This is a genomic window from Sorangium sp. So ce281 (assembly GCF_051527395.1).
Taxonomy (GTDB): Bacteria; Myxococcota_A; Polyangia; order Polyangiales; family Polyangiaceae; genus Sorangium; species Sorangium cellulosum_B.
The window spans coordinates 6999995-7015712 of the sequence record NZ_CP150322.1 but is presented as its reverse complement, the minus strand read 5'-3'; the positions used below and the strand labels follow the sequence as shown (position 1 = coordinate 7015712).

The window sequence follows — 15718 nt, the reverse complement described above, 5'->3', positions numbered from 1 at the left end:
CGGCGCACGCCTTCGCCGGCCCACATGGCCAGACCGGCGCACGCCTGCGCCGGCCCACATGGCCAGACCGGCGCACGCCTGCGCCGGCCCACATGGCCAGACCGGCGCACGCCTGCGCCGGCACACATGGACGCACGGGGGCTCACCAGAATCGACTGCGTCCGAAAATTTCTGCTCTGCTTTGACGAAGACATGATATCTTGGTTGAAACGCGACTCTTACTCCGACATCGATTTTCGGGTCGGCGGTGTTGGAAGGCACCGGGAAGGTTCCCGGAGCGAGGGTGGAGAGGGAGAGATCGCGTTGCTGTGCGCAGCTGGTTTCGTCGGACGGATGGGAATGAGGCACGGCGGGCTTGGACCGAGCCAGCCTGTCGCTCGCGCGGGTGTTTCGCTCTTCGAGAGCGCGCCTCGCGAAGCGCGCTGATGGATCCGTCGGAGAACCAGCGAGGCGAGCCGGAGAGCCCAGGCAGGCGGTCACGCCGGGCGACCAGGCAGCCGGAACGACGGGCGAGCCAGAACGACAGGCAAGCCAGATGACCTGGTGAGCTCGGGCGAGCCGCGCCGCACCCCTGCGTGCGCCGCGCAGCCGGAGCCCGGTCGGCCTCGCCGACGCGGCCAGCACCGGAATCTGAGCGAGGCGCGCCCAAGCGCTCAGGGCGGAGAGAAGCTGACGAGCAGCTGACGAGCTGACGAGCTGCCGACGATGAAGGTGAAGCGGCGCGGCGCGCGGGAGAGGCGCGGGAGAGAGCACAGCCGGGCGCCGGTGATACGGGCCGCGCCCGGGTCACCCGCGATGATGACGGATGTGAATGTGAGTAGGAAAGTGAACGAGCGTGTAAAGTGAACGAGAACGAGCGAACGAGAACGAGCGAACGAGAACGAGCGAACGAGAACGAGCGTGTGACGACCGGCTCATGACCGCAAACCCCGTCGAGATCGAGAAATGAGTTGCGGAAGGTGTCAGTTTGCGTCACGATGAGAAGTTTTGTAGCTGCGGCGTTTGCGAGCCTGCGTAGTTCGCGCGGGTCGTGGGATCACGTCGAAGTAGCGAAGGAGCGTGGTGCATGAAGACGGTTGGTGATTGGCTCTCCAGGTGCTCGCGATCGCTCGTCGCCGCGGGCGCGGCCGCGCTCCTCTCCGCCACGCCGATCGCGGCCTCGGCAGAGCACTCCGCCACGCCGCGGCAGGCTCCGCCGGCGGCGGCTGCCGGCGCGGAGAGCGCGCCTACGGCAGAGCCCGCCTCCGCCCCCGGCGAGTGGGACACCTACTCCGTGGAGGTCTACGGCAGGCTGGTCTCGCGCGCAGGGAAGGTCGCGACCCTGCTGCCGCTCGTCTCCACGACCGAGAAGCCGGTCGCCGCGGGGACCAAGGCGGTGCTCTTCCGCAAGGTCGAGGACCCCGACGGGCCGAGATCCTCGAAATGGGTCGAGATCGCCAGGGTGACCATGAAGAAGATCGAGTCGACCGGCAACATGCAGCTCACCATCGACTCGGAGCAGCAGGCGCCTCCCGGCGAGAAGGGCAAGACGCATGGTCACTTCGTGAAGGGCGCTCGGGTCAAGCTCGCGATCCAGTAGCCCGGCGCCGCGCGCGGCGGAGCGCGCCGCGGGCGTGAGCCGGGTCGCACCGCTCCGAGGAGGACCGCGCGGTCGCCGCGAGCGGGGAAGGTGGGATGGCGTCGGCGCGCGGCGCGGGTCGCCGCGGCTGAATGTCGCCGCCGTCGCACGACATTTTGAAACGCGGCGCCTCATCGTTGATAGAGTCGGCTTGCGGAGACGAGCGACGACGATGAACGCCCTTCGATCCTGGCTCTCGCAACTGAACCGCCCCGAGGTGACAGAGTTCGCCGTGGCCACCGGGCGCATGCCCAGCGTGAAGGTCTCGGGCGCCTTCCAGGCCGTCGATCCCGGCGCCCTCTCCACGGAGGACATCCTCATGCTCCTCAGCGCGCTCGGCGGCGGCCGCCACATCGAGGCCCTCGGCGCGAAGCCGTCGCAGTGGCACATCCGCATCGAGGGCATCGGCGCCATCTCCGTCGTCGCCGCGCGCCAGGGCGACCTCGTGCACGCCCGCATGACGCGGATGCAGTCGTCCGCCGCGTCGGGGACCGCGGCCGCCGCGCCTCCCGCGCGCCCCTCGCAGCAGCTCTCCATGCGGGAGCACCTCGCGCCCGAGGAGGTGCAGCGCCCACCGCCGCGCGAGCAGGACGCGAGGCGCACGAGCTCCTCGGAGGTCGCGCTCGACCTCCGCTCTCCGCCGCCGCCTGCGGAGCCCCGCGCCAGCCGGCCCTCGGTGGCCCGCTTCGAGGCGCGCGCCGACGACGCGCCGGCCGCCGAGCGCGCCGCGCCGGCCGCCCGCACGTCATCGCCGTCCCCGGAGCCCCGCGCCGCCGCGCGCGCGGCGGTCGCGGGCGGGCGCGCGCGGCCCTCCTCCGCCGAGGTGCCGGCGGCCGCCCTCGACGGGCTGCTCGCCATGGCGCGCGATCAGGGCGCGAGCGATCTGCACCTCGTCGCCGGCCGCCCGCCGCTCCTGCGCGTGGCGGGCGAGCTGATGCCGCACGGCGAGCCGCTCGACCCGGCGGCCGTCGAGTCCCTCCTCCTGCCGCGCGTCCCGGCGCGCCTCTCGCGGGTGCTCGAGGTCGAGGGCTCCTGCGATTTCGCCCTGGAGCTCGGCGCGCTCGGCCGCTTCCGGGTGAACATCTCGCGCCACCGGCAGGGGTACAAGGGCTCGTTCCGGCTGATAGCGCGCACCATCCCGAGCCTCGCGTCGCTCGGCCTGCCCGACGCCATCGGGCTCGCCACCCGCCACCACCAGGGCCTCATCGTGATCACCGGGCCGACGGGCCACGGCAAGACCACGACGCTCACCGCGATCGTCGATATCCTGAACCGCGAGACCAGCCATCACATCATCACGGTCGAGGATCCCGTCGAGTTCGTCCATGCGCGCGGCAAGGCGATGATCAGCCAGCGCGAGGTCGGCACGCACACCCGCTCCTTCGAGAACGCCCTCAAGGCCTCGCTGCGCGAGGACCCCGACGTCATCGTCGTCGGCGAGCTCAGGGACACGGCGACGGTCCGCATGGCCCTGGCCGCGAGCGAGACCGGCCACCTCGTCCTCGGCACCATGAACACGCCGAGCGCGGCGAAGACCATCGATCGGCTGATAGACCTCTTCCCGCCCGGCGATCAGCAGCAGGTGCGCGTCACCCTCGCGGGCGGCCTCCGGCTCATCGTCAGCCAGCGGCTCCTGCCGAGCGAGGGCGGCAGGCGCATGGTCGCCGCCGCCGAGGTCCTGCCCGGCTCCGTCCCGCTCTGGAACCTCATCCGCGACTCCAAGACGTTCCAGATACCGAGCCTCCAGCAGCGGGGGAAGGGCCTCGGGATCATCCGCCTGGACGACTCGCTGGCCGAGCTCGTCCGCGCCGGCAAGACCACGCTCGAGGCCGCGCTCAAGGTGGCGGAGGCCCCCGACGAGCTCGAGGCCGTCCTCGCCGGCAGGCGGCAGCCCATGCTCACGCCGGACAGGAGGCCGCCCGCCCCCGCGCCCGACGCGTCCAAGTCCGCGCCCATCGAGGCGGGCAAGGGCCTCTTCGAGCGCGCGGGCGCGCTCTTCGGAAAGAAGGGAGCGTAACGTGGCCCGGATCGACCGCCTCTTCGACGAGCTGCTCTCCAGGAAGGGCAGCGACCTGCACCTCGGCATCGGCTACCCGCCGCTCGTGCGCGCCCGCGGCGAGCTCATCGCCCTGCGCGACACGCCCCTCGACACGGCCGAGATGGAGGCGCTCCTCTTCGAGATCACGACCCCCGAGGAGGCGCGGCGGATCGTCGACGAGCTCGATCTCGACTTCGCCTATTCCTACGCGGACAGGGCCCGCTTCCGCGCGAACTACTTCTACAAGACCACCGGGCTCGCGGCCGTCTTCCGCACCATCCCGAGCAAGATCCTCTCGCTCGACGATCTCGGCTGCCCCGAGATCGTCCGCCGGCTGTCCGAGCGGACGAGCGGGCTCATCTTGATCACGGGGCCGACCGGCTCCGGCAAGTCCACGACGCTCGCGGCGATGATCGATCACATCAACCGCTCGCGCGCCTGCCATGTCCTCACGATCGAGGATCCGGTCGAGTTCGTGCACGGCCCCATCAAGGCCCAGATCACGCACCGCGAGGTCGGCCCCGACGCGGGCAGCTTCGCGAGCGCGATCCGCAGCGCGGGGCGCGAGGACGCCGACGTGATCCTGATCGGCGAGCTCCGGACCAACGAGACCATGAAGCTCGCCTTGCAGCTCGCGAGCTTCGGTGTCCTCGTCTTCGGCACCGTCCACACGAACAGCGCCGCCGCGACGATCGACCGTATCATCAACGCGTTTCCCGCCGACGAGCAGCTCCAGGTCCGCGGCATGCTCGCCGAGAGCCTCGCCGCGATCATCGCCCAGCAGCTGCTCCGCACGAAGGACGGCGCGGCCCGCGTCGCCGCGCACGAGATCCTCGTCGGATCGAGCGCGCTCTCCGCGATGATCCGCGAGGGCAAGACGTTCCAGATCACGAACCTGATGCAGGCGGGCCGCTCCGCCGGCATGCAGACGATGGACATGGCGCTGGAGCGGCTCGTCAAGAAGGACACCATCTCGGTCCAGGCGGCGCTGGAAAAGGCGATCGACAAGGACAGCTTCCAGAAGCTCTTCCCCGACGCGCAGGGGGCGTGACGCAGCGTCGAGCCGCGGAGACGTGCTCTACCGCCGTCCATGTGCTGACCGGCGCGTTGACGGTCGAGCGAGGGGCCGCATATCCTCGCCGCACCGATCCAATGCAACCTTCGACACAGGACAGCGCATCGCTCGACCTCGACGCGTATCTCGCCCGCATCGGCTACCGCGGCGCGCTCGCCGCCACGCGGGAGGTCCTCGACGCGCTCCACGCAGCGCACGTCTACTCCATCCCATTCGAGAACCTCGACGTCCTGCTCGGCCGGCCGATCCTCCTCGACCTGGCCAGCGTCCAGGCGAAGCTCGTCAGGGCGCGCCGCGGCGGCTATTGCTTCGAGCACAACACGCTGTTCGCCGCGGTGCTGCGCCGGCTCGGATTCAAGCTCACGACGCTCATCGCGCGGGTGCGGTTCCAGCGCAGCGACACGGGCCCTCGAACTCACATGCTGTCGCTGGTCGAGCTGCCCGAGGGGCCGTTCATCGCGGACGTCGGCTTCGGCGGTCCGGGGCTCTTGCAGCCGCTCCCGCTCGTCGAGGGCGAGGGGCATGCGCGGGTGCTCGACGTGATCGGCTTGCGCCGGGAGGGCTCGTCATGGGTGCTCGCCTCCAGGGGGGGCGAGGCGTGTCAAGACATCTATGCGTTCACGCTCGAGGAGCACCTCCCGATCGACTACGAGGTGGCGAATCACTACACGTCCACGCACCCGAGCTCGCTGTTCGTGAACAACCTCATCGTGGCGCTGCCGTCGCCGGAGGGGCGGGTGACGCTGCGCAACCGCGAGCTGGGGAGTTGGCGGGCGGACGGCGTCGAGCGCGTCTTGCTGCGCGACGACGCGCTCCTCGACGTCCTGAGAGAGCGCTTCGGGCTGGAGCTCCCGGCCGGGACGCGGCTCTCCTGCGCGGGCCTCGACAGCTGAAGGGACGGCGCGTCCTCCTCGGGGCCTGCGCGGGAGGCCGGGCGGGCGCGGCTCGCCGGCCGCGCCCGCCGCCCCTCGCGCCGGGGCGCTACCGGATCAGTGGACGCGCCCGATGCCGCGACGGATGAACGCCGAGCGGCTCGCGGCCGCGCCGGCCGCCGCGCCGCCGGCGTTCGCGGCCCTGAGCGCCGCGAATGTCGGGGCAGGCTCGCAGACCAGCGCCGCCAGATCCTGGTTCCGGCGCTTCAGATCGTTCAGGGTGCGCAGCTCACCGCTCACCGGGTCACTGACCGTGATCCCCCTCATGAAACCCGACAGCGCCGCCTCGTTCCCGGGCGACCTGGGGTTCACGTGCAGGAACCCCGTCCGGGTCTCCGCGCTGCCGTGGCACCCGTTGCAGGTGTTGAGCGAGAACTTGTGTCGCGCCTCGTTGTTGAGGATGCCAGGAGCGGTCCAGGCCGTGAGGTTGTTGAACGACGATCCGCCGAGGAACGGGCTCCCCTGGAACGTGTCGGGCACCGTGTGCTGCTCCGCGATGATCGCGGCCTCGTTCTGGTTCACGAAGTCAGCGAGCGTGGGCGGCCCGTCGAACCCGAGATCCGGCGTCAGCTTGACGGTCGCCGGCTGCAGGAAGCCCGTCTGGGGCGAGAGGACGAACTCGCGCAGCTCGTCGAACCCAGCGTGCCTGGGCATGTCGGCGGACTCCGACACTGGCACATCTGGCACACCCATTTTGCGACCCCACGCGGGTGCTCGAGATCAAACAAGCACGCTTTCGACGCGTCCAGATGGTGCGCGGCGGCGCGCGGCAAAGGGGGACAACAAGGTTCCTCCTCGTAGCCGCACGCTTGTCGCACTTCGTCTCGACCGCAGCTCCGCCGTCTCGCGGTCATCCATTGCGCCGCTTCTATATGCCGCGCCGCGCCGCCGTCTCAATGCGTCGCGCCGCGCCGCCGTCGCGCTATGCCGACATCTCTCTATAAGGAGGTGGCCGCGGCCTACTAGGAGGCGGACCGTGACCTGGAAGGAGGCGGGCCGCGGACATCCCGTGTCGTGACGGCTGGAGCGGGCCGCCCTTTGGCGCCGCCGCAGCTTCCGTGGCCGAATCCCGGGCCGCAGCCGTCTCCAGCCCGCCCCCTCCGCCGCGCCGCTCCCCGCCCCCGGCAAGTTTCCGCCGCGCGATCCTCTCCGCTCGTTCTCCGAGCCCTGATACATCCGTTAGCGGAGCTCTCCCGCACAGGAGACGGGCCCAGATCGGCGTTTTCGGCGCGGAGGCGTACTCTGGTACGCCGAGCACCGAAAACGTCGAGATGGGCCCGTATCCGAAGCGGGAGAGCTCCTCAGGACGAAGACCAGCGGGGACCGTGGGGGGTATCTTCGAGCACGACGCCTGCCTCGGTCAGCAGGTTGCGGATGGCGTCCGCCTTGGCGAAGTCCTTCGCCTTCCGAGCCGCCTGGCGCATCGCGATCAGCCGGTCGATCGCCGCGTCACCCCCGCGCCCAGCCGCGCCCTCGGCAGGGGCGAGCGCGTAGTCCGGGACGAGCTCCGGATACAGCGCCGGCTCGGCGATCTCCACCCCGAACACCGCGAGGTGACGCACGATCGCCCGGTAGGCCGCGAGCAGCGAGGGGCGGTCCTCGCACTGCTCGATCCCCGCCGAATAGAGCGCGCTCACGTAATCGAAAAATGCAGCCACGGCGTTCGGCGTGTTCAGATCGTCGTCCATCGCCTCGATGAAGCGCGCGATGAACCGCTCGGTGAGCTCCCCGAACTGGCCGTGAACGTAGTGGTGGCGCATCCTCGGGAACCGCTCTTCCTCGGGTCGCTGCGACGCGTACGCGCCCGGGGCGAGGGGCGCCTCCGTCGCGCCGCCCAGCTTTTCGGCGAGGATCACCGCGAGCTTCTTGATGCGCGCATAGCCCTGGGCGGACTGCTGCAGCAGCTCCCAGCCGAACGGGAGCTTGCAACGGTAATGCTGCGTCACGAAGAACCACCGCGCCTCGTCGTGCCCGTGCCTCGACAGGAGCTCCTCGACGGAGATGACGTTCCCGAGGCTCTTCGACATCTTCATGTCCTTGAGATCGAGGTGCTCCGGGTGCAGCCAGTAGCGCACCCAGGGCCGCCCGCAGAGCGGCTCGCTCTGCGCGATCTCGTTCTCGTGGTGAGGGAACATGTTGTCGATGCCGCCCCCGTGGACGTCGAAATGGTCGCCCAGGAGCGCCGTGCTCATCGCCGAGCACTCGATGTGCCAGCCGGGGCGTCCGGTCGGCCACCCCTCCTCGCCCGTGCGCCAGCTCGGCTGGCCCGCGCCGGTCGGCTTCCAGAGGCTGAAGTCCGCCGGGTGCCTCTTCCGGGCGAAGTCCTCCTCGACGCGGCCGCTCGCCCCGACCTCCTGCTCGTCGACCTTGCGCCCCGAGAGCTCACCGTAGGACGCCCACGTGCCGACCTCGTAGAAGACCTCGCCGTTGACCGTGTAGGCGTGGCCCTTCTCGATCAGGCGCTTCGCCATGTCGACCTGCTCGTCGACGAAGTCGGTGGCGCGCGTGTAGACGGCGTAGTCCTTGATGTGGAGCTTGCGGCAGTCGCGCCGGAACGCCGCGATGTTCCGCTCGGCGACGTCGACGGCGCCCTCGCGCTCGCTCGCGCGCTGCATGATGCGATCGTCGATGTCCGTGTAGTTGATGATGCTCAGCACGTGATAGCCGCGGTACTCGAGGTAGCGGCGGAAGACGTCCCAGAAGCAGTAGGTGCGCGCATGGCCGATGTGCATCGGAGCGTAGACCGTGAGACCGCACGTGTAGATACGCACGACCTTCGGCCGGGCGGAGACGAAAGGCTCCTTCTTCCTCGTGAGCGTGTTATGAACCTTGAGCGGCATCGGCCACCTGCGTGAGTGTGCGAGCACCCCCCGGGACCGCGTACGCTACCCTGGCCCCGCCGTCCGGTCAACGCGGAACCTCGCCGGTTTCCCCTGTGGTTTCGCGGTGTCTCGCCTCGTTTAGCGTCGTCTCGCCACGTCTCGCCACGTCTCGCCACGTCTTGCGGCCGTCCTCCGTCCGGTCTACGCAACCGCGCATGCACATCACTTCAAGGACCTTGCTGTTCGTCCTCGCTGGCGCGCTCTCCGCCTGCGCGGGGAGCCCCCCGCCCGTCGAGAGCGCCCCGCCGCCCCCGCCGCCGGCCCCCGTGCAGGCGCCGCCGGCCGCCGCGCCGGTCGCGCAGCCCGAGGCGGCGCCGCCCAAGGCGGACCCGGAAGCCGAGAAGAAGCAGGCGGAGCTCGCCAAGCTCGCCGAGGACACGAAGGCCATGGAGGCCAAGGCCGACAAGGAGGCGGCGCGGTTCGACGACGCGCTCAAGGCCGAGGTCAAGGCGCTCATCGCGGCCAATTACCCGAGCGCGGGCGCCGCGCTGCGGGCGGCGCTCAAGGGGAAGCACCGCACCCCGGGCAACGCCGAGCGCGACGCCGCCCGGCACCCGGTCGAGAACCTGGAGTTCTTCGGCCTCAAGCAGACGAGCACGGTCATCGAGCTCGGGGCCGGCGAGGGCTGGTACACCGAGCTGCTCGCGCCGGTGCTCGCGAAGAAGGGCAAGCTCATCATCACGGCGTTCGATCCGAACGGCCCCGCGGACTCGCGCAGCACGCTCTATGGCAAGCGTGTGAAGCGCATGATCGAGAAGTCGCCCGAGCTGTTCGGCAAGGTCGATGTCGTCGTGATCGATCGCGACAGCCCGAAGCTCGGGATCGAGGGCAAGGCCGACCTCGTCATCGCCATTCGCGAGGCGCACGGCTGGCACCGGAACGGCAAGTTCGACGCCTACGTCGCCGAGGCGTTCAAGGCGCTCAAGCCGGGCGGCGTCTTCGGTGTCGTGGCGCACCGGGCGAAGCCCGACGCCAACCCCGATGAGAGCGCGAAGCAGGGATACCTCCCGGAAGCGTGGGTGATCCAGAAGGTCGAGTCGGCGGGCTTCAAGCTCGGCGGCAAGTCCGAGATCAACGCGAATCCGAAGGACACGAAAGACTACCCGGAAGGGGTGTGGACCTTGCCGCCGAGCTTCCGGCTCGGCGACAAGGACCGCGCGCACTACGCCGCGATCGGCGAGAGCGACCGCATGGCCCTCAAGTTCGTCAAGCCCGCCCGCTGACCCCATCCTGCGCCCGGCGCCCGCGGCCCCGCTCTAGGCGGGCGCCGCGGCGCGGCCCGGCGGCCGCACGAACACGCGGCGCATCGGGATCGTGGCGCCGGCGGCGCCCGGGACCCGGTGGGACAAGAAGGCGACGCCATCGAGCATCGCCGGCGACGCGTACACGCCCGACTCCGCCGTCTCCGGGAGGCACGAGGAGAGCTCGAGGAGGTTCCCGCCCACCAGGGCGCCGTCCTCGGTGAGCACCACGTCGCCGGCGTGGAGGCAGAAGCGGACGCGGATCGAAGGATCGCGCTGGCCCGGCCCGGCGAGCCGCGTGTGCAGCGCGACGGCGGCCGCGATCGCGCGGTGGCGCGCCTCTTCGGTGCCGCGCTCGCCGCGCCGAAAGGGCGCCGCGAGCAGCGCGCTGGTGCTCGTGATCGCGAGCGGCGAGAACCCCGAGGGCGCGAGCGCGGCCACGGCGCCCGGGACCACGGCCTCGAGCTCGGTCAGGAAGGCGTCGGCGGGGGCCTCGAGCGCGGGGCTGTCGGCGAGCACCTCGACGAGCAGCCCGATGGCGAGGCGCCGGATGTGCCCCGCCTCCGCCGCGCCGGTCCGCGCGATCCGCGCCGTCGCGGCCCGCACGTCGCCCAGGAACGCGGCGACGTCCGGGTGGCGGCCCGCGGGATCCTTGCTCATGGCCCGCACGACGATATCGTCGAACGCCGGGTCGACCGGCGCGTGCAGGCTCGGGCGGGGCGGCGCCTGGTGCAGGTGCAGGTGGCGCAGCACCGGGTACGTGGTCGCCTGGAACGGCATGGATCCCGCGATCATCGTGTAAAGCAGCGCGCCGAGCGCGTAGACGTCGGTCCGCATGTCGACAGGCCGGTTGAGGAGCTGCTCGGGCGACATGAACGCCGGGGTCCCCACGACGTGCCGTGACGACGTGAGCGAGAGATCCGTCGCGCCGAGCAGCTTCGCGATGCCGAAGTCGAGCAGCACCACCCTGAGCTCCCCGCCGTGCTCGCACAGGATCACGTTCGAGGGCTTCACGTCGCGGTGGATGATCCCGAGCGCGTGGACCGCGGCGAGCGCGCTGCAGAGCGGATCGAGGATCGCGAGCGCCTCGTCCGCCGGGAGCCGGCCGCGCGCGAACAGGTGCTGCTCGAGGCTCCTGCCCTGAAGGAGCTCCATCACATAGTAGGGCCGCCCGTCGTCGAGCCGCCCGACGTCGAGGATCTCCACGACGTTCGGGTGCCGGATCCGCCCGATCGCGTCCACCTCGCGCTGGAAGCGGAGCACCACGTCGGCGCGCGAGATCAGGTCGGCGTGCACGATCTTGACCGCCGCCGGCGCCCTGCTCGTCGCGTGCACCGCGCGGTGGACGACGCCGAACCCACCCTCGGCGATGACGCCGTCGAGGAGGTACTCGCCTGCCCGCAGCGCCGCGGCGCGCGGGGCGCCCGCGCCCTCGCGATCGCGTGCGTCGAGCGCGCGTTGATTCCATGTCCGCGACGCGCCGATCGGCGGCTCGCCCGCGGGGGCGTCGGCCGGCGCCGCGACGGGGGACGGCTCATCGTCTTGGCAGGGGTTCTTCATGGGTGACACCCGCTGACTTCCTACATGACAACTGCTGAGCTCGCGCATTACAGTACGCTTCGCCCGCGTCCTGCGCGACCCTCGGCTGCCCGCAGATCGAGCCCAATCATGCACCGTTGCTCCGTATGTCACGGGCGGCTCGCCGCTGACGCTCGGTGCGTCAGAGATGGTTTTACGCCGCCGCCCGGCGAGCACGACACCGTGGAGCGCGCGGCGCCCATGATAGAGGGCTTCTCGCTGCTCGGGCCGCTCGGTCACGGCGGCTTCTCCGACGTCTGGGCCGCGCAGCAGGACGGCGATGGAGCGCCGGTCGCCATCAAGGTAGGGAGGCACGCGGCGTGGAACCTGCGCGAGCGGTTCCGGCGGGAGGCCGCGCTGCTCGAGCGCGTCGGCGTGCCGCACGCTCCGCAGCTGGTCGCCTGCGGCGAGCTCCCCGGGGGGCGGCCCTATCTCGTGATGGAGAGGCTCTCCGGCCAGACCCTCGCCGAGGAGCTGGCGGCGCTGCGCGCGCCGCTCGATCCGGAGCTCGCCGCCGGGCGCGCGGACGCGATCCTCGCCGTGATCGAGGCGGCGCACGCGCGCGGCGTCATCCATCGCGATCTCAAGCCGGAGAACCTCTTCCTCCTCGGCTCGATCGGGCGCGCGGCGCTGCTCGATTTCGGTCTGGCGCGGCTCGCCGAAGGCGGCGAGCCGCCGGCGGTGTCCGCCGGCGTGACGCGCGCCGGCGACATCGTGGGGACGCCGGAGTACATGGCTCCGGAGCAGCTCCGGGGCGACGCCGCGCGGATCGACGCGCGCGCGGACATCTATGCGTTCGGCGTGATCCTGTTCGAGCTGCTCACCCTGCGCCCGCCGTTCGTCGGCGGCGAGACGGCCGTCGAGCACGGCCACCTGGCGCTGCGCCCGCCGCGCCCGAGCGATTTCGCGGACGTCCCCGAGGGGCTGGAGGCGCTGACGCTCGCCTGCCTCGCCAAGGACCCGAGCCGCCGCCCGGACAGCGCCGCCGCGCTCCGGCTTACCCTGCACGCCTTGCGCGCGCGGCCTCGCGCCGACTCGATCCCGCCTCCGTCCGCGCCGCGATCGCAGCGGCAGGACGAGGGCGCGGCGGCGGCCGTCGCCGAGGGGCGGCAGCCGGTCGCGCTGCTCTTCGCGGAGGGCGGCGCCGGGCCGGTGATCGCGGCGATCGGCGGCCGCCGGGGGTTCGTCGCGCGGCAGCGGGGGCAGCGCTGCCTCGCCGTGTTCTCCGCGCGGGACGTCGACGACCCGGCCCGGGCAGCGCTGGCCGCGGCGCGCGATCTCGCGCTGAGCGGCGGCGTGCGCGTGGCGCTGCACCTCGCCAGCGTGCGCCTGCGCAGGATCGCCGGCGGGCTGCACGCCGCCTACGGGGCGCCGGTCGAGCGCCCCGAGGCGTGGTTGCCGGCCGAGCCCTGGGGCGGGCTCGCGATGACCGAGGAGTTCGAGCGCGCGCTGCCCGACGACGAGCTCGCCCCCACGCCGCCGGGCGACCCGGAGAGCCTGCGCGAGCCGGCGCTGCTCGGCCGCGACGACGTGCTCTCGGCGCTCGCGGCCAGCGCGACCGACGCCTTCGACGGGACGTGCCCCGGCCTGTTCACGCTCATCGGCGACGCCGGTCTGGGCAAGACGCGCCTCGCGGCCGAGGCGGCCAGCATCGCCGGCGTTCCGGTCCCGGACGTGCGCGTGGTGGCCGCGCGCGCGCTCCACCCCATCCACGGCGGCGCCGCGCAGGCCGTGCGCGCGCTCCTCTGCGTCGCGCTCGACGCGCCGAGGGAGAGCCCCGGAGATCCGCGGCAGTTCTGCGTGGAGCGGCTCGGCGAGACGCTCGGCGGCGCGACGTGGGAGGCCGTCGCCGCGGCGCTCGGCTGGGCCGGGCCCCGCGGGGGGCGCCTGGACGGGGAGGCCCGCAACGGCCTGATGCTGGCGCTCGCCGAGGCGCTCCGCCGCGGGGCGCGCCGCGGCCCCCTCGCCGTGATCCTCGACGACGCCGACCAGGCGGACGACGTCCTGCTCGACGCGCTCGAGTACGCCACGCTCGACGGCGAGGGCACCCCCCTCTGGGTGGTCGTGACCGCGCGCCCTCGCTTCGAGCACGCCCGTCCCAGCTGGGGCCAGCGCAACCAGCGCCACACCCGCGTGACGCTCGCGCCCCTCGCGGAGGAGGCGGCGATGGAGCTCGCCTCTCGCCTGCTCTTGCCGGCCGAGTACCCGCCGGCGGAGATCCTCCGCCGGCTGGCCGGCTGGGCGGGGGGCAACCCGGATTGCCTGCGGCAGATCGTCCGGTCGCTCAAGCGGGCGGGCGTCGTGCGCCGGCGCGCCGGCGGCGGCTCCTACGTGGCGACCGCGGAGGTCGAGGCGCTGCCGCCCGCGCCGGCGTGGCAATGGCTCGCGGCGCAGAGGCTCGACGATCTGCCGCCGGAGCTCGCGACGTGCGCCCGGGTCTGCTCGGCGCTCGGCATGTCGTTCGATCGCGCCGAGCTCGAGGCGGTGCTGGACGGCCTGGAGCGCGCGGGCGGCGCCGGAGCGATGGTCGACGCGGGCTTCGGGCTCGCGGCCCTGGTCGAGCGGCGGATCCTGCTGCGCGACGGCGAGGGCCGCGGCGGCGGCGGCGGCGTGGACGACCGGCACGCGTTCCAGAACGCGGTCCTCCAGGAGGCGGTCTACGAGATGCTCGACCCGGCGCACCGCGCCGCGATCCACCGGAGCGCCCTCGCGTACTGGCGGGCGCAGGCGGCGGCCGGCTCGACCGACGACCTCCGCGCGCTCGCGCGCCACGCGGCCGCGTGCGGCGAGCGCGCCGAGGCGGCCGACGCCTACCTCGCGCTCGGCGATCTCGCGTCCGCGCGGCACGACGCCGTCGAGGCGGACCGGCGCTACGACGCCGCGCTCCAGATCGCCGAGCAGGGCGACGCGCCCCGGCGCGCGCGCGCGCTCGCGGGCCGCGGCAGGAGCCGGTACCGGATGTGCCGCGTCCGGGAGGCGCGCGGCGATTTCGGCGACGCGCTCGCGCTGGCCGAGGCGCTCGGCGATGCGCAGGCGAGGGCGGGCCTCCTGCTCGAGGACGCGACCGTGCTCGACTGGGCCTTCGAGTTCGAGGCGTCGGCGCGCCGGGTGGAGGAGGCGCGGCCGCTGGTCGACACGCACGCGCGCGCGCAGGGCTCTCCCGAGCTCGCGCTGCGCCTCCGGGTCGCCGAGGCCCGCACCTCGTGGCGGCGCGGGAGGACCGAGGAGGCCATCGCGGAGCTCACCGCGTGCGCCGATCGCGCCGCGGCGTCGGGCGACTACGACGCGCGCGTCTCTGCGCTGATCATGCTGTCATTCCAGCTCGCGAGCGCGGGTCGCCGGGACGAGGCCGAGCGCGCCTCCGACGACCTGATCGCCCTGGTCACCGCGGCCGGCGATCGATTTCACCTCTGCGGGGCGTACATCAACCGCATCGCGCTGTGGGCCTGGCGGTGGTCGCTGCCGGGCGCGGTCGGCGACCTGCGCCGCGCCGTCGATCTCGCGCGCGAGATCGGCAATCCGTGGCTGGAGAAGATGGCGTCGTACAACGTCGCCGTGCTGCTCCACTGGAGCGACAGGCAGCGCGAGGCGCTCGCGCTCCTGCGGCGCGCCCGGTGGCTGGAAGAGCAGGCCTCCGAGCGCCCGATGCCCCAGACGGCGATGCTGCTCGCGCAGATCCACCTCGCGCTCGACGAGTACGAGCAGGCCGGCCAGCTCGTGCAGTGGATCCAGCGATCCTGCGCCCTCGAGCCGGGCGACCTCACGGAGTACGGCTTGCTCGAGCTCGTGCTCTCGGAGGTCGGGCTCCGGCCGGCGCCTCCGTCGTCTCTCGCGTGGGGCGAAGCGATCCGCCTGGTGAAAGACCAGTCGATCGCCGAGCAGACGCTGATGTTCCTTTACTGGCGTGCTCGCATGGCGCTCCGTCGCGGACACGTGCGTGAGGCGGAGGAGGCGCTCGCGAGCGCGCGGGAGCACCGCGGGGAGAGCCCCTTCTGGCTATCCCGCTTCGTCGAGCTGGAGCGCGTGCTGGCGGAGGCGGAGAGAACGCGGGCGCCGGGCGCTCATCCACCCGTGCCGGACTGATGGGAGCCTGTCGCGATAGGGTTTATTCCGTGTCGTGTTCGGGCACGTCCGTACTTTCACGCGACCCTTTCACGCGATCCTTTCACGCGATCCTTTTACGCGATCCTTTTACGCGATCCTTTTACGCGATCCTTTTACGCGATCCTTTTACACAACCGACGTGTACCGATTTTCAGCATTGCGCGCCTTCCTGGAAGATGGGAGACTGCCAATTTAAGAAAGATCGACAATGCTGGTCGATGTCTGGACCTGGCCCTGTGCCTGGCTGCGC

Annotated in this window: 9 protein-coding genes; 6 read left to right on the top strand and 3 right to left on the bottom strand. The window is 72.0% G+C overall.

Annotated features, from left to right (window positions below; genetic code table 11):
- Positions 1-1066 precede the first annotated feature (1066 nt).
- The 4 genes from WMF27_RS26510 to WMF27_RS26495 all read left to right on the top strand — a co-directional run bounded on the left by WMF27_RS26510 (position 1067) and on the right by WMF27_RS26495 (position 5624).
- The gene (locus WMF27_RS26510) at positions 1067-1579 is read left to right on the top strand and encodes a hypothetical protein (RefSeq protein WP_437766087.1); all 513 of its coding nucleotides are present in this window, start codon (positions 1067-1069) and stop codon (positions 1577-1579) included.
- Between the two features lie 211 nt (positions 1580-1790).
- A complete protein-coding gene (locus tag WMF27_RS26505) occupies positions 1791-3635 on the top strand; it encodes a type IV pilus twitching motility protein PilT (protein ID WP_437766088.1) in 1845 nt (614 codons plus the stop codon).
- A 1-nt stretch (position 3636) separates the two neighbouring features.
- Positions 3637-4707 carry a type IV pilus twitching motility protein PilT gene (locus tag WMF27_RS26500; protein WP_437766089.1) on the top strand — a complete coding sequence of 357 codons (1071 nt, stop codon included), beginning with the start codon at positions 3637-3639 and terminating at the stop codon, positions 4705-4707.
- Between the two features lie 101 nt (positions 4708-4808).
- Complete coding sequence (locus WMF27_RS26495) at positions 4809-5624, top strand: arylamine N-acetyltransferase family protein (RefSeq protein WP_437766090.1); 816 nt, start codon at positions 4809-4811, stop codon at positions 5622-5624.
- Positions 5625-5720: 96 nt separating this feature from the next.
- On the opposite strand, the gene WMF27_RS26490 is transcribed toward WMF27_RS26495, so the two are convergent.
- Positions 5721-6317 carry a hypothetical protein gene (locus tag WMF27_RS26490; RefSeq protein WP_437766091.1) on the bottom strand — a complete coding sequence of 199 codons (597 nt, stop codon included), beginning with the start codon at positions 6315-6317 and terminating at the stop codon, positions 5721-5723.
- Positions 6318-6964: 647 nt separating this feature from the next.
- Positions 6965-8503, bottom strand: a complete 1539-nt coding sequence (gene cysS, locus WMF27_RS26485) for a cysteine--tRNA ligase (protein ID WP_437766092.1) — start codon at positions 8501-8503, stop codon at positions 6965-6967.
- 197 nt (positions 8504-8700) lie between these two features.
- Here cysS and WMF27_RS26480 point away from each other — a divergent pair, with 197 nt between their 5' ends.
- On the top strand, positions 8701-9768 hold the full coding sequence (locus WMF27_RS26480; RefSeq protein WP_437766093.1) for a class I SAM-dependent methyltransferase: 1068 nt from the start codon (positions 8701-8703) through the stop codon (positions 9766-9768).
- Positions 9769-9801: 33 nt separating this feature from the next.
- Here WMF27_RS26480 and WMF27_RS26475 read toward each other — a convergent pair whose 3' ends face one another.
- A complete protein-coding gene (locus tag WMF27_RS26475) occupies positions 9802-11346 on the bottom strand; it encodes a serine/threonine-protein kinase (RefSeq protein WP_437766094.1) in 1545 nt (514 codons plus the stop codon).
- 219 nt (positions 11347-11565) lie between these two features.
- On the opposite strand from WMF27_RS26475, the gene WMF27_RS26470 reads away from it, so the two are divergent.
- Positions 11566-15447: a protein kinase domain-containing protein gene (locus WMF27_RS26470; protein ID WP_437766095.1), complete on the top strand. Its 3882-nt coding sequence runs from the start codon at positions 11566-11568 to the stop codon at positions 15445-15447.
- The last annotated feature ends 271 nt before the right edge of the window (positions 15448-15718 follow it).